The organism is Arthrobacter sp. AOP29-A2-19 (assembly GCF_058138025.1).
This window is the reverse complement of record NZ_CM176894.1, coordinates 2,027,828-2,044,177: the sequence shown is the minus strand read 5'-3', so window position 1 is coordinate 2,044,177 and position 16,350 is coordinate 2,027,828. Positions and strand designations below refer to the sequence as shown.

The 16,350-nt window shown below is 70.1% G+C and carries 15 protein-coding genes and 1 riboswitch; of the genes, 12 read left to right on the top strand and 3 right to left on the bottom strand.

Annotated features, from left to right (window positions below; translation table 11 throughout):
• Nucleotides 1–4 precede the first annotated feature (4 nt).
• The gene (locus AC3ZJJ_RS09515) at nt 5–646 is read right to left on the bottom strand and encodes a VOC family protein (RefSeq protein ID WP_489891583.1); all 642 of its coding nucleotides are present in this window, start codon (nt 644–646) and stop codon (nt 5–7) included.
• A 150-nt stretch (nt 647–796) separates the two neighbouring features.
• A riboswitch (SAM riboswitch) is annotated at nt 797–915 on the top strand.
• Between the two features lie 71 nt (nt 916–986).
• Here AC3ZJJ_RS09515 and AC3ZJJ_RS09510 point away from each other — a divergent pair.
• Both AC3ZJJ_RS09510 and metX read left to right on the top strand, forming a co-directional pair.
• Nucleotides 987–2,330 (top strand): bifunctional o-acetylhomoserine/o-acetylserine sulfhydrylase, encoded by a 1,344-nt coding sequence (locus tag AC3ZJJ_RS09510; protein WP_489891582.1) that lies wholly within the window; start codon nt 987–989, stop codon nt 2,328–2,330.
• A gap of 68 nt (nt 2,331–2,398) precedes the next feature.
• Nucleotides 2,399–3,469 carry a homoserine O-acetyltransferase MetX gene (gene metX / locus AC3ZJJ_RS09505; protein WP_489895773.1) on the top strand — a complete coding sequence of 357 codons (1,071 nt, stop codon included), beginning with the start codon at nt 2,399–2,401 and terminating at the stop codon, nt 3,467–3,469.
• 25 nt (nt 3,470–3,494) lie between these two features.
• On the opposite strand, the gene AC3ZJJ_RS09500 is transcribed toward metX, so the two are convergent.
• On the bottom strand, nt 3,495–4,376 hold the full coding sequence (locus tag AC3ZJJ_RS09500; protein ID WP_489891581.1) for an SGNH/GDSL hydrolase family protein: 882 nt from the start codon (nt 4,374–4,376) through the stop codon (nt 3,495–3,497).
• Nucleotides 4,377–4,474: 98 nt separating this feature from the next.
• On the opposite strand from AC3ZJJ_RS09500, the gene AC3ZJJ_RS09495 reads away from it, so the two are divergent.
• The 3 genes from AC3ZJJ_RS09495 to AC3ZJJ_RS09485 all read left to right on the top strand — a co-directional run bounded on the left by AC3ZJJ_RS09495 (nt 4,475) and on the right by AC3ZJJ_RS09485 (nt 6,657).
• Nucleotides 4,475–5,140, top strand: coding sequence for an alpha/beta hydrolase (locus AC3ZJJ_RS09495; protein WP_489891580.1), 666 nt, complete (start codon nt 4,475–4,477; stop codon nt 5,138–5,140).
• A 126-nt stretch (nt 5,141–5,266) separates the two neighbouring features.
• On the top strand, nt 5,267–6,298 hold the full coding sequence (locus AC3ZJJ_RS09490) for a hypothetical protein (RefSeq protein ID WP_489891579.1): 1,032 nt from the start codon (nt 5,267–5,269) through the stop codon (nt 6,296–6,298).
• On the top strand, nt 6,295–6,657 hold the full coding sequence (locus AC3ZJJ_RS09485) for a GntR family transcriptional regulator (protein ID WP_489891578.1): 363 nt from the start codon (nt 6,295–6,297) through the stop codon (nt 6,655–6,657). Before AC3ZJJ_RS09490 ends, AC3ZJJ_RS09485 begins: the two co-directional genes overlap by 4 nt.
• Here the strand turns inward: AC3ZJJ_RS09485 and AC3ZJJ_RS09480 are convergent.
• A complete protein-coding gene (locus AC3ZJJ_RS09480) occupies nt 6,654–6,881 on the bottom strand; it encodes an RNA-binding S4 domain-containing protein (protein WP_489891577.1) in 228 nt (75 codons plus the stop codon). The two genes, AC3ZJJ_RS09485 and AC3ZJJ_RS09480, sit on opposite strands and share 4 nt — an antisense overlap.
• Before the next feature lie 200 nt (nt 6,882–7,081).
• Between AC3ZJJ_RS09480 and AC3ZJJ_RS09475 the strand changes: the two genes are divergently transcribed.
• From AC3ZJJ_RS09475 to AC3ZJJ_RS09445, 7 genes are all read left to right on the top strand, one after another.
• The gene (locus AC3ZJJ_RS09475) at nt 7,082–8,050 is read left to right on the top strand and encodes a DMT family transporter (protein ID WP_489891576.1); all 969 of its coding nucleotides are present in this window, start codon (nt 7,082–7,084) and stop codon (nt 8,048–8,050) included.
• A gap of 110 nt (nt 8,051–8,160) precedes the next feature.
• A complete protein-coding gene (locus tag AC3ZJJ_RS09470) occupies nt 8,161–9,546 on the top strand; it encodes a glycine--tRNA ligase (RefSeq protein ID WP_489891575.1) in 1,386 nt (461 codons plus the stop codon).
• A gap of 78 nt (nt 9,547–9,624) precedes the next feature.
• On the top strand, nt 9,625–10,539 hold the full coding sequence (locus AC3ZJJ_RS09465; RefSeq protein ID WP_489891574.1) for a GNAT family N-acetyltransferase: 915 nt from the start codon (nt 9,625–9,627) through the stop codon (nt 10,537–10,539).
• A gap of 13 nt (nt 10,540–10,552) precedes the next feature.
• Nucleotides 10,553–11,872, top strand: coding sequence for a YibE/F family protein (locus AC3ZJJ_RS09460; protein WP_489891573.1), 1,320 nt, complete (start codon nt 10,553–10,555; stop codon nt 11,870–11,872).
• A gap of 299 nt (nt 11,873–12,171) precedes the next feature.
• Complete coding sequence (locus AC3ZJJ_RS09455) at nt 12,172–13,719, top strand: HNH endonuclease (protein ID WP_489891572.1); 1,548 nt, start codon at nt 12,172–12,174, stop codon at nt 13,717–13,719.
• Between the two features lie 75 nt (nt 13,720–13,794).
• Entirely contained in the window at nt 13,795–14,979 is a 1,185-nt protein-coding gene (gene dusB / locus AC3ZJJ_RS09450) for a tRNA dihydrouridine synthase DusB (protein WP_489891571.1), read from the top strand.
• Nucleotides 14,963–16,312, top strand: coding sequence for a deoxyguanosinetriphosphate triphosphohydrolase (locus AC3ZJJ_RS09445; protein ID WP_489891570.1), 1,350 nt, complete (start codon nt 14,963–14,965; stop codon nt 16,310–16,312). The genes dusB and AC3ZJJ_RS09445 overlap by 17 nt, the downstream gene beginning before the upstream one ends.
• Nucleotides 16,313–16,350: the final 38 nt, after the last annotated feature.

The following is a 16,350-nucleotide window of genomic DNA, read 5'->3' as shown; positions in this document are numbered from 1 at the left end:
GTGGTTACAGGGTGACTTCGCCGTTCGGGGTCTCGAAGGTGACGGACATGATGCCCGGCGTGCCGTTGGGGGCCTGCCAGTCGACGTCGACTCCCTCGAGCGGGCTCTGCTCCGGTGTCCCCAGCCATTCGCGCACCCGGTCGCGGGATCCGGCGATGCTGATCCTGGAGATCCGCGCCACCGGCTCTAGCGCCTTGGACGGGTGCAGGTTCTCCGTGCCGTCGTCCCAGCGCAGCATGTAGGGCACTTGGGGGTCGGCGATGAGCCCCTTGATCCCGATCTGCTGCCACGTGAGCTCCTGGCCGTCCGGAAACTTTCGGTTGCCCGGAACGGCGGAACGGCCGAGCCGCTCCTCGAATGGAGCCAGGTCGTCAACGGCGACGCACCAGCCCATCCAGCCGCCGCCCATTTCGGAGCGCGCGCGCACGGCCTGGCCGAAGGGCGCCTTGTCCGACGCCGGGTGCGCGAGCACCTCGACGACCTCCAGGTACTGGTTGTTCAGCAACGGGAAAATGACGTTCCGGGTGCCGAATCGGGGATGGACGCCGCCCTTGACCGACTTGATCCCCAAAGTGTCTTCGATGCGGTCGGCGGTGGCCGCCAACCCATCCTGTCCGCAAGCGTATGAAACGTGGTCCAACCTCATGTGCCCATGATGGCACTTTGTGAGGTGTGTCTCGACTTAGGATCCCCTTACTTGAAGGCGGGTGTCCCCGGGGTGTCGTGGATTCATTCCGCGTCACATTCCCGGGGTGCGGCTTGCGGGGCGGCGGGGCTTCAGCAAAACTGGTTCTCAGGTCATGAGTGCCAGCGCTAAACCCCGGTTTGCTGGCCGGCAACCCTCCACTCGCGGTGGGGTGCCCCGGGTGAAGACCGGGCCCGGCGCCAAGAAGTGGCGCGGGGCAAGCGCGGGTCGGTTCCCGGCGGCGCCACCCTGGTGGCGACTCGCCGCAGGGTCGGCCCCTCGAGAGAAGAGGAGCACCACAATGTCCGCCAACTGGTCCTTTGAGACGCGCCAGATCCACGCCGGCCAAACTCCCGATTCGGCCACCGGGGCGCGCGCCCTGCCGATCTACCAGACGACGTCGTTCGTTTTCCCGAGCTCGGAGAGCGCGGCCGCCCGTTTCGCGCTTCAGGAACTCGCGCCCATCTACACCCGCATCGGCAACCCCACCGCGGAGGCCGTGGAGAACCGGATCGCCGACCTCGAGGGCGGCGTCGGCGCGCTGCTCCTGGCCTCCGGTCAGGCGGCCACGTCCTTCGCCGTCCTCAATGTGGCCGAGGCCGGCGACCACATCGTGGCCAGCCCGAGTCTTTATGGCGGAACGCAGAACCTGTTCAAGCACACCCTTCGCCGGCTGGGCATCGAAACAACTTTCGTGGAGGACCCCGACAACCTCGACCAGTGGCGGGCCGCCGTCCGGCCGAACACCAAGGCCTTCTTCGGCGAGGTGGTCTCCAACCCGCGCCAGGACGTGCTGGACATCGAGGGCGTCGCCACGGTGGCGCACGAGGCCGGCGTCCCGCTCATCGTGGACAACACGCTCTCCACCCCGTACCTGATCCGTCCCATCGAATGGGGCGCGGACATCGTGGTCCACTCGGCCACCAAGTATCTGGGCGGCCACGGCACGGCCATCGCCGGCGTGATCGTGGACTCCGGCAAGTTCGACTTCGCCGGGGATCCCGAGCGTTTCCCGACCTTCAACACCCCCGACGAGTCCTACAACGGACTGGTGTTCGCCCGCGACCTGGGCGTCGGTGGGATCCTCGGGGCCAACCTGGCCTACATCCTCAAGGCGCGCGTCCAGCTCCTGCGCGACCTCGGCTCGGCCGTCGCACCGCTCAACGCGTTCCTGATCGCCCAGGGGCTCGAGACGCTCAGCCTGCGCGTGGAACGCCACGTCTCCAACGCGCAGCGGGTGGCCGAGTGGCTCGAGGCCCGCCCGGAGGTGCGCTCCGTGGCCTTCGCGGGCCTGCCCTCCAGCCCGTGGTTCGAGCGCGGCCGCAAGTACGGTCCGCGCGGGACCGGCGCCGTCGTCGCGTTCGATCTCGCGGGCGGGGCGGAGGCGGGCCAGGCATTCGTCGACGCGCTGGAGCTGCACTCCAACGTCGCGAACATCGGCGACGTCCGCTCGCTCGTCATCCACCCGGCGTCCACGACCCACGCGCAGTTGGGCGAGGCCGAGCAGATCGCCGCCGGGGTCACGCCGGGACTGGTGCGGCTCTCGGTCGGGCTGGAGCACATCGACGACATCATCGGCGACCTCGCGGCCGGATTCGACGTGGTCCGCAGCGCCGCGCCGACGGACCTGCAGGCGGCTCGGTGAGCGTCGACTTCAACACGACGTCGGAGCGCTCCGCTCCGGACGCCGTCGGTCCGCGGACCGACGGCGTCCTGCGGACCCTGCGCACCGGCGCCTTCCACTTCGAGACCGGTGGCTGGCTCCCCGAGCTCGCCATCGGGTACGAGACGTGGGGCAGGCTGAACGCCGACGCCTCCAACGCAGTCCTGCTGCAGCACGCCCTCACCGGAGACACGCACGTGGCGCGCGGCGACGCCGCGGAGCCCGGCTGGTGGGACGGTTTTGTGGGTCCCGGCAAAACGCTGGACACCAACAGGTACTTTGTTGTCGCCGCCAACATGGTCGGCGGGTGCTACGGCACCACCGGACCCGCCTCCCCGGATCCCGACGGCAGGCCGTGGGGATCGCGCTTCCCGTTCACCACCGTGCGGGACTCCGTGCGCGCGGAGGCGCGGTTGGCCGACGCCTTGGGCGTCGCGCGCTGGCACAGCGTCCTCGGCGGCTCGCTGGGCGGGGCGCGCGCGCTCGAGTGGGCCGCGGAGTTCCCGGACCGGGTCGGGGCCTGCGTGGTCATTGCCGCGGCGGCCGAGGCGAGCGCCGAGCAGATCGCGTTCGCCCAGGCGCAGACCGCGGCCATCCGGTTGGACCCGGCGTTCTCCGGCGGCGACTACTACGGCGCCACCGCCCCGCTGGGCGGACTCGGGATCGCACGCCGGATCGCGCACATCACCTACCGCTCCGAGCCCGAACTCGATGTGCGGTTCGGTCGCGAGGCGCAGCGCGGCGAAGACCCGCTTGGGTCGGCGACCCTGGAGCGCGGCCGCTACCAAGTCGAGAGCTACCTGGACCACCAGGCCTCCAAGCTGGTGGACCGCTTCGACGCGAACAGCTATTTGGTCCTGACCGAGGCGTTGATGAGCCACGACGTCGGACGCTCGCGCGGGGGAGTGGACCAGGCCCTGTCCCGGCTTGGCGAAGTTGATTTCATCATCGCGGCCGTCGACAGCGACCGGCTCTACTGGCCGGCCCAGTCCGAACGGCTGGCGGCGGCGCTCCCCGGACGGCCGGAGGTGCGCTACATCACGTCGCCGCTGGGGCACGACGGGTTCCTGACCGACATCGAGCAGCTCGGCGAGGGCCTGCGCGGGGACCTCTACCGGTAGGCGCAGGCCTACCGGTCGACGCGGATCAGGCCTGCCGCGTTGCGGGGTCTCCCGCCCCGACCGAGCCGGTGGCGAACGGTGCGGCCAGCGGTCGCTTGGGTGCCACACCGTCGCCGGTGGACCGGTGCCGCAGCCCGCGCAGGACCCAGGGCGCCAGGTGGGTCCGCGCCCACACCAGATCCTCGCGCCTGGCAGTGCGCCACCTTTTGGGCTGCGCCTCCCGCGGCTCGAGGGGGCTGAGCGAGTGCGGAACGTTGAGGGTGTCGAGCACCATCATGGCGATCGTGTGGTGGCCCATCGGCGAGAAGTGCAACCGGTCGGGGGCCCACATCCACTGCTGGTTCAGCTCGCGCAACGCCCACAGGTCCGCCACCACCGCGTCGTGCCGCGCGGCCACGGCGCGGAGGTTCTCGTTGTAGATGGCGACCCGCGCCCGTGAGGTGCCCAGCACAGGCGTCGCTCCGATGTCCGGGCCCGTGAAGAGCACGACGGTGGCCCCGGTCGCCGCGAGCGTCCCGACGAGCTTGTCCATGCGCTGGCCCAACGCGTCCGGGTCGCCGCCAATGCGGATCACGTCGTTGCCTCCGGCGCAGACGCTGACCAGGTCGGGCCGCAGGTCGATGGCCGCCTGCAGCTGCTCGTCGCTGATCTGCGCCAGCATGCGCCCGCGGATCGCGAGATTGGCGTAGGCGAAGTCCGGGACCCCTCGGCTGAGCTCCTCGGCGACGCGGTCCGCCCAGCCGCGGTGCCCGCCCGGGCTGGCGGGGTCGGGGTCGCCGATGCCCTCCGTGAACGAGTCTCCGATCGCCACGAACCGGCGCCAGGGATGGCGGGGTCTCTCCAGCGGGAGATTCCGGGCGTCGCCCCGCGCCGCCGGCGCGTCAACGGAGTCGCTGATGTTACCCATGGGTCATCGTCCCAAGGGGGCGGCGCGGATGCGAGACATAGCCCGCGCGACTTGAAAAAAGTTGAAGCTTCAACTCTGGACGTGGTTCAATGGATGCCATGAGCGATTCGTCTTCGAACCCCGTAGTTGTTTGGTCACGCCCCGAATCGGAGCGTGCGGGAACGCCCCTGATTGTCGCCTTCCACGGCTACCTCTCGCACGAGCGGGACCTGATGGGACTCGCGCCGCTGCTGCCCGCCGAGTTCACCATCGCCTCCGTTCGGGCGCCGCACGCCCTCGGCCCGGGATTCACGTGGTTCCCGCTGATGCACGAGCCGGACTTCTCCGTGGACAAGGTGGAAAGGTCCGTCGCGGACGTCTGGGCCTGGCTGGACACGGTCCGCGGCAACCATGCTTCGGTGACGCTCCTGGGCTTCTCGATGGGCATGGCCGTGGCGACCAGCGCGCTGCGCCACCGCCCGGACGACGTCGCGGCCGTCGTCGGGCTCTCCGGTTTCGCCGTGCCCGCCCCGGGCAACCCCTTTTTCGACGACGCGCGCGTCAAGGCCGCGGCCACACCCCTGTTCTGGGGCCGCGGCCAGGCCGACCAGGTCATTACGGAGGACAAGATCGCCTTCACGCACGAATGGGCGACCGAGCACACCCGCCTGACGAAGATGCTCTACGCCGGCATGCAGCACAGCATCTCGCAGCCGGAAATGGGGCACGTCTCGGAATTCCTGCGCCGCGCCGTCCTCGAGGCCAGCGAGGCCACGGCCGGCTGACATCCCGGCGGCACGGTGCCGGACATGGCGGGCTTGTACTGATGCATTGACACAAGCGCGCCACGCTGCTTGTATTGCCCCAGTGGTACAAATGGTGCCGCCTAGGCTCGGAGAAATGGGTGCGAGATGTCCGCTTGGTTGCTTCCTTTGCTGGGTGCCGCTGCCGCGGCATTGTTGTTGCTCGCCGTCGGGGTGCGTGCGCTGCTCCGGACGTCGTCCGGGCAGGAGAACCTCGGGCGGGCAGTGGCCCCGGTTGGGCCGGAATCGCTGGACGCGGCCCGGCGCCAAGCCCGCCGCGAGGCGCTCGTCCTGGCGCTCGCGTTGGCGTCGGGGATCGCCGCCACCGTCCTGATGGCGGTGCTCGGCGGTGCCCTTCCGCGGCTCCTCGGACTTCCCATGGCCCTGGCCGGCAGCGTTGGCGCGATCGTGGGCCTGGCGGTGTTCAGTCTGGTTCCTCGTCCCGCCTGGCCCCGCGCCGAGGGCTACCGCTCCGCCGAGCTCGTCCCCCGCGAGGCGTGGAGCTTCGGGCGGCAGTGGGCGTTTGTGGTGCCGCTGGTGGTGGCCGGGGTGCTTGTGCTGGGCCTCGTTGCCGCCGGGGCCGCCTCCTCCGTGGACGAGCGCGGGCTCCACCGCGTCTACGCCACCACGGGTGTCGCGGGCTGGGGGATCGAAGGCGGCCAGGTCGTCGACGTCCAGGCCGGTGTGCACCAGGCCGGTCCGTTCCCCGGCTGGTACTACGGTGTTCCGCTGATCCTCGCCACGCTGCTGCTGGTCGGCGCGGTCTATTGGTCGCTGCGCAGGGTGGCGCTCGCACCACGGCCGGCCGGCGCAGAGCTCTTCGGGATCGACACGGAGCTGCGCACCCTGCGCACGCGCTTTGTCATGGCCGCCTCCAGCGCGGCGCTCGGCATCCAGGTGGCTGGACTCAGCCTGATGACGGGAATCGTTCTGCGCTCCGCCCACACGGATCCCGTCCCCACGCCGGACATCGACGGCGCGACCGAGTTCGTGTCCCAACAGCCCGGGCACAGCATCGGCGTCGTTCTGATCTTTGCCGGACTCGGCCTGGCGGTCGCAGCGTTCGTCCTTCTGTTTGCCGCCATCGGGGCGGTGCGGGACGCGGCACATGCGGCGCCCGCCGGTGTGACGACGGCATGATCGGCGTCGATCCGGACTCGCCCGTCCAGCCGGCCGAACAGATCCGATCCCAGCTGGCGGCACTCGTCCAGTCGGGGGAGTTGGCGGCGGACGCGCGGCTCCCCACCGTGCGGCAGCTGGCCGCGGACCTGCGCGTCGCCGCCGGGACCGTCGCCAAGGCCTACCGGGACCTCGAACAGGCCGGCCTGATCCGCACGGGACGTGCCGCGGGCACCAGGGTCAACGCGGGGCAGGCCACAGGGGTTCCAGTGCTCGCGGAGGCACGGTCCTTCGCGCGCTCGGCGGTCAACGCCGGGCTGTCCCTGGAGGAGGCACAGGGAATCCTTGCGACGGCCTGGAACCCGCCCCGTGCCGTCTAGCCGCGTTCGACCCTGATGGCCTCGCCGTTGACGTCCACGGTATCGCCGGGACGGACTTGGCGGCCGCGGCGGGTCTCGATCTCCCCGTTGACCTTGACCAGCCCGTTCTCCACAAACTCCTTGGCCTGGATCCCGTCCTCGGCGAGGGAGGACAGCTTCAACAGCTGTCCCAGGCGGATGGTTTCGTCGCGGATCTGCACGGGTGTTGGTTCGGGGGTGCTCATGCCTCCATCATCCGGCAGTTCCGGCCATCCCGCGAACACGGCGGGCGGGGCCCGCCGCCCTGGTGCCCGCCGGGGGTCGACATCGCGGCGTCAACATTGGGACATGAGCGCTCTCGTCTGCGAACCTTGAACCGCCCAGGGGCACGGCGCCCCCGCGGGCGTCTGCGCCGAACCGCCGCCTGGCCCCATCGAGGAGGAACGTGGCCCAGCGCCCACCAACACAGACACCCGGCCCGCTGCTGAGCGCCGGGGGAGCCGGTGTCCTGATGCCTATGCAGGCCCTCGTCACGGCGGCTGCCGCGGCCACCATGGGCAGCGTCCTGGCGGCATCGCTGCTCAGCCAGGCCACGGCCCTTGTGGTTGTCCTCGTGGCCAGCCTGATCCTGCCGGCGGGGCGGCGCGGCTGGGCGGCCGTCCCGGCGGTCTGGCGCGAACGCCGAGTCCCCCGCTGGTTTTTCCTGTCCGGGCTCATCGGGGCGTTCTACGTGATGGCGCAGGCGCTGAGCGTGGGGACGATCGGGCTGGCCCTGTTCGCGGTCGCGGTGGTTGCCGCGCGCACGCTGGGCAGCATCGTGATCGACGTCGTCGGGTTCAGCCCGGCGGGCCGGCGCCGCCTGACCCGGCAACGCCTATCCGGCGCGGGTCTGCTGGTGGTCGGGTCCGTCATCGCGGCGGCCGGCACGGGCGCCAGGGCGCAGGGGGATGCCCTGGCCTGGTGGGGCCTGGGTGTCGCCGCCCTGGCCGGGCTGCTGATCAGCTTCCAGCAGTCGATGAATTCGCGGGCCGGCATCGCCTTCGGATCCACGTCGACGGCCACGGCGGTGAACTACGTGGCGGGTGCCCTCGGCGCCGCGCTCGCGGTGGGGGCAGGTGCCGCAGCGGGCCCGGCCGGCGCCGCCCCCTCCCAGTGGCCGCACTGGTGGCACTACCTCGGCGGTCCGATGGGGATCCTCTTTGTGGTGGTGGGTGTCACGCTGGTTCCCCGGCTCGGGTCCCTGCTGTTGGGCATTGCGTTGGTGACTGGGCAGCTGCTCGGATCATTGCTCCTGGACGTGGTGCTGGAGCCCGAACGGGTGACCTCGCTCGAGGTCGCCGGGACCCTGGTGACACTCGCCGCGGTGTTCGTGGCGTCCTGGCAGCGCCCGATCGGGCCGCGCCGGATCCGCTAGCCGCCCGCGGGATTCATGGGCCAACGCCCGCCCGCGTTAGGCTGGACGGGTATTGTTCCCCCGTTACGGACCGCAACCAGCGGCCACGTGAACCTTTGGAGTATTAATCTATGGCGCCACAGTCCAAGCTCGATCAGGTCATCTCCCTCGCCAAGCGGCGGGGCTTCGTCTTCCAGGCCGGTGAGATCTACGGAGGCTCCCGTTCCGCCTGGGACTACGGGCCACTCGGCACCGAGCTCAAGGAAAACATCAAGCGCGAATGGTGGCAGACCTTCGTCCGCGGGCGCGAGGACATGGTGGGGCTGGACTCCTCCGTCATCCTCCCCAAGGCCGTCTGGGAGGCGTCGGGCCACGTGGCCACGTTCACCGACCCGCTCGTCGAGTGCACCAGCTGCCACAAGCGGCACCGCCAGGATCATCTCCTGGAGGCCTTCGAGGCGAAGAAAAAGCGCGCCCCGCAGGACGGCATGGCGGAGATCGTGTGCCCGGACTGCGGCACCAAGGGCCAGTGGACCGAGCCGCAGCTCTTCTCCGGTCTGGTCAAGACGTTCCTCGGCCCGGTGGACAACGAGGCCGGGCTCCACTTCCTGCGTCCCGAGACCGCCCAGGGCATCTTCGTGAACTTCAACAACGTGCTCACGGTTTCGCGGAAAAAGCCGCCTTTCGGCATCGGCCAGATCGGCAAGGCCTTCCGCAACGAGATCACGCCCGGCAACTTCATCTTCCGCACGCGCGAGTTCGAGCAGATGGAGATCGAGTTCTTCACCGCGCCGGAGGATGCCGAGCAGTGGTTCAAGGAATGGGTGGAGATCTGCTGGGCCTGGTTTATGGAGCTGGGCATCAACCCTGAGAACATGCGTCGCTTCGACGTCCCCGAGGACGAGCGTGCCCACTATTCGGCCGGCACGATCGACTTCGAGTACCGCTTCGGCTTCCAGGGCTCCGAGTGGGGCGAGCTGATGGGCGTCGCGAACCGCACCGACTACGACCTCGGCTCGCACAGCAAGGGCTCGGGCACCGAGCTGAGCTTCTTCAACCAGGCGTCGGGGGAGCGCTTCACGCCGTACGTCATCGAACCGTCGTTCGGCCTGACCCGTTCCATGATGGCGTTCCTGGTGGACGCGTACACGGAAGACGAGGCACCCAACGCCAAGGGCGGCGTCGACAAGCGCACGGTCCTGCGCCTGGATCCGCGGCTCGCTCCGGTCAAGGCCGCCGTGCTGCCGCTGAGCCGGAACGAAGAGCTGTCGCCGAAGGCGAAGGCGCTCGCCGCGGACCTGCGCAAGCACTGGAACATCGAGTTCGACGACGCCGGTGCCATCGGCCGCCGCTACCGCCGCCAGGACGAGATCGGCACGCCGTTCTGCATCACCGTCGACTTCGACACCCTAGAGGACAACGCGGTCACCATCCGCGAGCGCGACACCATGGCGCAGGAGCGGGTGGCGCTTGACCAGGTCAAGTCCTATCTCGCGGCCCGCCTGCTGGGCGCCTAGGAAGGGAACCGACGCCGGGCCTGCCGATCGGTTTCGGCAGGCCCGGCGCGTTCCACCGCACCATCAAACAGGAGCACAATGAGCAACCTGAACTACCGCCCGTGGCGCGACGGCGACGACCTCGCCCTCCTGCAGCTCTGGGGCGATCCTTCCACGCCGCAGGCGCACATCGACCGCACGATGCTGCGCCCGTCCACGGACGATCCGTGGGCCCGTACCCTGGTGGCGGAAGACGACGGCGTGCCCGTGGCCGCCGCCACGATCTTCGAATCGTCCCTGCACCCGGACCGGCTGTGGTTCTTCGTCGAGGTCGCGCGCGACCACCGCCGGCAGGGCATCGCCACCGAACTGCTGCGCCGGCTCCGCGCCGAGCCCGCGCCGTCGGGCGTCACCGCGCTGAAGTCCCGCTACACCGTGGAGGGGGCCGAGGCCGAGGCCGCCTCCCTCTTCACCGCGTCGATCGGACAGAAGCCCATCCAACGCTCGCGCGCCGTCGTCGTCGAACCGGGCGGCCTGAAGTTGCCGGCCTTCGAGGACGAGGGGCTGACGCTAGAGGAATCGGCCACCGGTTCCGTGGAACTGACCCAACTGGTCGCGGACTTCTACAATGCGGTCCACGACTGGGACCGCTCGGAAATGACGCTGGGACGGGCACAGACCATGCTGCTCGGGGACGCGACCGGTGCGAAGGGCGCGGTTGTGTTGCGCGACAAGCCCAAGGAGCTCGGTGGCAAGATCCTCTCGTTCGCCATCAGCTACGAGCCCGACCGCATCGATGCTCCGGCCGACGTGCTGATGGGCTGGGATCCCGCCCTGTCCGACGGCGCCGCGCGCGAGGCGCTCGTGGACCTGCTGGCCATGCTGGCGCACCAGTACCCGGTCAAGCTGGAGGTGGACGACGCGATGGCGCCGCTCAACGACCTCACCGACTCGCTGATCGCGGCCGGGCAGGCGACCGTGGTCACCACCACGCACATCCTCAGCACCGACTGACGGAGATCTGACGATGGGGCACGGCCACGGCCACGGCAGAGAGTTTCTGCGCGATCCCCTCCGCCGTCGCCGCGCCACGGTCATTCTGGCGTCCATCCTGTTGCCGCTGGCGCTGCTGACCGGCATCGGAGTGGTGGCGCTGTGGCCCGGCCCGGCGGAGGGGCGCGTTTCCCTGGGGGATCCGTATTCGACGTCGGCCGGTGTGGTATTCACCACCGGGGCGGTGCAGAAAACGGTCACCGAGGAGTGCCCCTCGGCCGGCGCCACGGAGGATGCCGGCGGCACGGCCCAGCTCTGCGAGGTCTCGTATGTGCTGCCCGACGCCGGCGGCGGCGCGGTCCCCGTCGAGGTCCCGCCGGAGGTCGTCGCGTCCAGCGGCGTTTCTGCGGGGGACCACGTCCGCTACCTCGACCTGCGCGGCGCGGTCACCGGTTCGGCGGCACCGTACGTCTTTGTCGACTTTGTCAGGACGGCGCCGATCCTGCTTCTCGCGGCGGTCTACGCCGTCGTCGTCTGCGCGGTGGCGCGGTGGCGCGGATTCCGCGCGCTGCTCGGATTGGGCGGCGCCTACGCCGTGTTGGCCGGGTTTATGCTCCCCGCGCTGGTGGAGGGCAAGCCGCCGCTGCTCGTGGGGCTCGTCGGTTCATCCGTGATCATGTTCGCCGTCCTGTATTTCGCCCACGGGCTCACCGCGAGGACAACGACGGCGCTGCTCGGAACCCTGTTCGGCCTCCTGGTCACCGCGCTGCTGGCGGCCTGGGCGACCGGTTCCGCGCACCTCACCGGCGTCGGCGACGAGAACGCCTACACGCTCATCAACCAGGTCCCGCAGCTCAGTCTTTCGGGCGTTATCCTCTGCGGGCTGCTGGTTGCCGGGCTGGGCGTGCTCAACGACGTGACGATCACGCAGTCTTCTGCCGTCTGGGAGCTCGCGGAGGCCTCGCCGGACCGGACCGCGCGGGAACTGTTTGCGTCGGCCATGCGGATTGGGCGCGACCACATCGCCTCGACCGTCTACACGATCGCCTTCGCCTACGCGGGTGCCGCGCTGCCGGTCCTGATCCTTGTCAGCCTGTACGACCGCGCGCTGCTGGACACCTTCACCAGCGGCGAGCTGGCCGAGGAGGTGGTCCGGACGCTCGTGGGTTCGATCGGTTTGGTGCTGGCCATTCCCGTGACGACGGCGATCGCGGTGGCCGTCGTCAAGGCGGTGGGCCCGGGCCGTGGCGGCCGCGCGGCCGTGGGGCGATCGGCGGAATCCTCGGAACGCACCGCAACCGGAGGGCCGCTTTCCCGCGGGGCCGCCGAAGGCGAGTCCTTCGCCCGAAGGTGACGTCCGGGGATACTTCCCCTCAACAAGCCCCGCCGCATGACACGTGTCCACATTCGAACACGTGTTCCCATAGTGTCGGTGGCCCTGGATAGCATTGATGCATGTTCACTGACTCGCATCCACGGCCGCCAACGGGGCCCGAAGCCCCGGCGTCTTGTGGTGGGATGCCTCCCGCCGCCATTGAAGAGTTCCGTGCCCAACTGGCTGGTCTCTGTTTCGACGACCAACAGTCTCTGCGCCTCGCGGGGCCGGTCCAAGCGGACCGGGCCGCCATCGTGCCGTCCGGCGGGTCCGCCACCATGGCATCGGAGGGGGTTGCCAATTTTGCGGCCGGCAGGTCCGCCTCGGACGCGGCCGGCAGGTCCGCCCACGTCGCGGAAGGCCCCGACTCTCGCGCGGAGTTCGGCACGCGGGCCGGCTCCGGGGCCCCGCACACTCCACCGGACGCACTGGCGATTTCACCCGAGTCGCTGGCGATCGATATGCTCCGCGCTCTGGAGCTCCTGAAGTCGGCGGCCTGCGCGGCCCAGGCGCGCCTTGCCGTCGGCCTGGACGAGTCCAGGCGGGCAGCCCAGGCGGCCGCCGGCGTTCCTGCGGCCAGGCGCGGGCTCGGAGTGGCGTCGGAGATTGCCCTGGCCCGGCGGGAGTCCCCGCATCAGGGGCGAGTCCACCTGGGCGTGGCGAAGGCGCTGGCCGGAGAAATGCCCCATACGCTCGCAGCCCTGTCCTCCGGAGCCTTGACCGAATGGCGCGCAACGCTCTTGGTCCGCGAGACCGCGTGTCTGCAACCGGAGCACCGGGCGCCGGTCGACGAGCAGTTGTGTTCGGACCCGCGCAGCCTGGACGCTATCGGGGACAGGTCGCTCGTGGGCGCCGCCATGGCCTTGGATCCCCGGGCCGTGGTGGAACGGGCTCGCCGTGCGGTCTCTGAACGCTCGGTGTCGTGCCGACCCGCGCCGGACACGATGGTTTACCTCACCGGGCTATTGCCCGTCGCCCAAGGAGTTGCCGTCTACGCGGCCCTGTCTAAGGAAGCGGACCGGCTTCGTGCCGGGGGCGACAGGCGTGGCCGCGGACAGGTCATGGCGGACACCCTGGTCGAGCGCGTCACCGGGCAAGCTCGGGCGGACGCCGTGGGCGTTTCGGTGCAGTTGATCATGACGGACCGCGCGCTGTTCCAGGGCGACGCCGAGCCCGCGCATCTCGTGGGCTACGGCACCGTGCCGGCTCAATGGGCACGCGACCTCGTTCGGCCGCCGTCTCCGCCCGGCGAAGCGAGCGAGCACCCGGAAGGCTCGAAACACCTTCCAGCCCCGGCGGGCCCTGAATGCGCCGGGGATTCCGGCGCCTGCACCCCGGATTCCAAACCACGCATGCCCGACACGACACCCGAGGTCGTCGTCTGGCTGCGCCGCCTCTATACCGCGCCGACCACCGGCGAGCTTCAGGCCATGGACTCGCGCGCCCGTGTTTTCCCGGAGGGGATGCGCCGATTCGTCGCGGCTCGCGACACATCCTGCCGGACGCCGTGGTGCGATGCCCCGATCCGCCACCACGATCACGTGGTGGCCTCGTCGGCGGGCGGAGCGACCAGCGTCGACAACGCCGACGGGCTCTGCGAGGCCTGCAACTACGCGAAGGAGGCCAGCGGGTGGTCCTCGGCTCCGACTCCCGCGGGGCCTGCGGCGCGCCACACGGTCACCACGACCACGCCAACCGGCCATCGCTACAGCCCGACCGCGCCGCCCCCGCCGGGAACCCCGGCGGCCCCAAGACTGAGTGGAGAACTGGTCCTCCACAGCGGTCGTGGACGTCGCACGTTTCTCCTGCAGCACCTGCGCGGTTAGCCGGCGCGGCGCCTTGTGGCGTGGTCTCCCGGACATGGGCGCTCCGGATTTGCGCCGACTTGAGACAATGGATGGGTGACCGTTACCGCGACCGAATCCCAGACGCCCGCAAAGCTCGAGTTGCCGCCCCTGAAACTCGGCAACCTCGTTATCGACGTGCCCGTGGTGCTGGCCCCAATGGCCGGCATCACGAACAAGGCGTTCCGGCGACTGTGCCGGGAATACGGGGGTGGCCTCTACGTCGCGGAGATGGTCACCTCGCGTGCCCTCGTCGAGCGCAACGACATGTCGATGCGGATCATCTCCCACGACGAGGACGAATCCGTGCGTTCCGTCCAGCTGTACGGCGTCGACCCCAAGACGGTGGGCGCGGCCGTGCGCCTGCTGGTTGAGGAGGACCGCGCGGACCACATCGACCTCAACTTCGGCTGCCCCGTCCCCAAGGTCACCCGCCGCGGGGGAGGGTCGGCCCTGCCGTGGAAGACCGACCTCTTCACCGCCATTGTCCAGGCAGCCACGCGCGAGGCCGCCCGCGGCGACATCCCCCTGACCATCAAGATGCGCAAGGGCATCGACGACGACCACCTCACCTTCATCCAGGCCGGCAAGATCGCGCGCGACGCGGGGGTCGCGGCCGTCACGCTCCATGGCCGCACGGCCAGCCAGTTCTATTCGGGCCAGGCCGACTGGGACGCCATCGCCGAACTCCGCGAGGCGCTCCCGGACGTTCCGGTTCTGGGCAACGGCGACATCTGGAGCGCCGAGGACGCCCTCCGCATGGTCGAGCAGACGGGAGTCGACGGCGTCGTCATCGGCCGGGGCTGCCAGGGCCGACCGTGGCTTTTCGGCGACTTGCAGGCCGCCTTCGAGGGAACCGACCGGCGCTTCCGGCCGGGATTGAAGGAGGTCGCCGACAGCTTCCACCGCCACGCGGAACTGCTCGTCGACTACTTCGAGGACGAGGGGAAGGCGCTGCGTGACATCCGCAAGCACGTCGCCTGGTACTTCAAGGGCTACATGGTCGGAGGCGAGCTGCGGGCCGCACTCGCCGCCGTGCCGAGCCTCGAGGTCCTGCGCGAGCTGCTCTCGCAGCTCGACGCGGACGCCCCCTACCCGGGCCCGGACGCCGAGGGTCCCCGCGGCCGCGCGGGCTCGCCCAAGCGCACCGCGCTGCCGGACGGCTGGCTGAACAGCCGCGAACTGAGCGCCGACCACAAGTCCATGATCTCCGCGGCCGAACTGGATGTCTCCGGTGGCTGAGTCCCCCTACCTTTCCGCGCGGGGCGGCTCCCGCCTGGCTCCCGGCTACACGCCCTACGACGAGGAGCGCTGGGTCCCCGAGCCCCCGAAGAAGTCCTACCGGACCAGCTTCGAGCGCGACCGCGCCCGCGTCCTGCACTCGTCCGCGCTCCGCCGGCTCGGCGCGAAAACCCAGGTTGTCGCGCCTTACTCGGACGACTTCGTCCGCACCAGGCTGACCCACTCGCTCGAGGTCGCCCAAGTGGGGCGCGAACTGGGCGGGACCCTGGGCTGCGACCCGGACGTCGTCGACACGGCCTGCCTTTCCCACGACCTCGGACACCCGCCGTTCGGGCACAACGGCGAGAAGGCCCTGAACAAGCTCTCGGAGGGCATCGGCGGTTTCGAGGGCAATGCGCAGACCCTGCGCCTGCTGACCCGCCTGGAGACGAAGACGTTCCGGCACACGGGCGAATCCGCCGGCCTGAACCTGACCCGGGCCACGCTCGACGCCGCCACGAAGTACCCGTGGCGGCGCGCGGACGCCCCGCTGAAGAACGGCAAGACCACCAAGAAGTTCGGTGTCTACGAGGACGACCGTCCCATCTTCGATTGGCTGCGCTCCGGCAACGACGACGGGACGCACGGCGCCGCGTCGGAGCCGTTGCAGACGTGTATCGAGGCCCAGGTCATGGACCTCGCCGACGACATCTCCTATTCCGTGCACGACGTGGAGGATGCGATTGTCGCCGGGCGCTTCCAACTCCGCTGGATCCGTGATCCGGACCAGCGGGCCCGCGTGATCGACTACACGCGCCGCTGGTACCTGCACGACGAACCGGACGAGACGATCGACGCCGCCCTGGCGCGCCTCGAGGCGACGACGGAATGGGTGCCCCACGCCGACGGCTCGCGCAGGTCCATGGCGGCGCTGAAGGACATGACCAGCCAATTCATCGGGCGCTTCTGCCAGTCAGCGCTGGAGGCGACGCGCGCCGAGTTCGGCCCGGATCCGCTGACCCGCTTCAACGGCCGGCTCCTGGTTCCGCTCGAGACCGAGCACGAGATCGCGGCCATGAAGGGCCTGGCGACGGCCTACGTGATGACCAGCGAGGAGAGGCGACCGATCTACCAGCGGCAGCAGGAAGTGCTGGCGGATCTGGTGGGACTCCTGACGGAGACGGGCGACCGCTACCTCGAGCCGATGTTCGCCGCCGACTGGCGGGACGCGGGAGACGACGCCGGGCGTCTGCGCGTGGTCATCGACCAGGTCGCGTCCCTGACCGACGGCTCGGCGATCGAATGGCACGCGACGCTGGTGCAGGGCCACTCCTTCAGCAGCGAACTCTTCTGAGCGACCCGCGGCCGGACGCGCCCGACCGGAACCCGCGC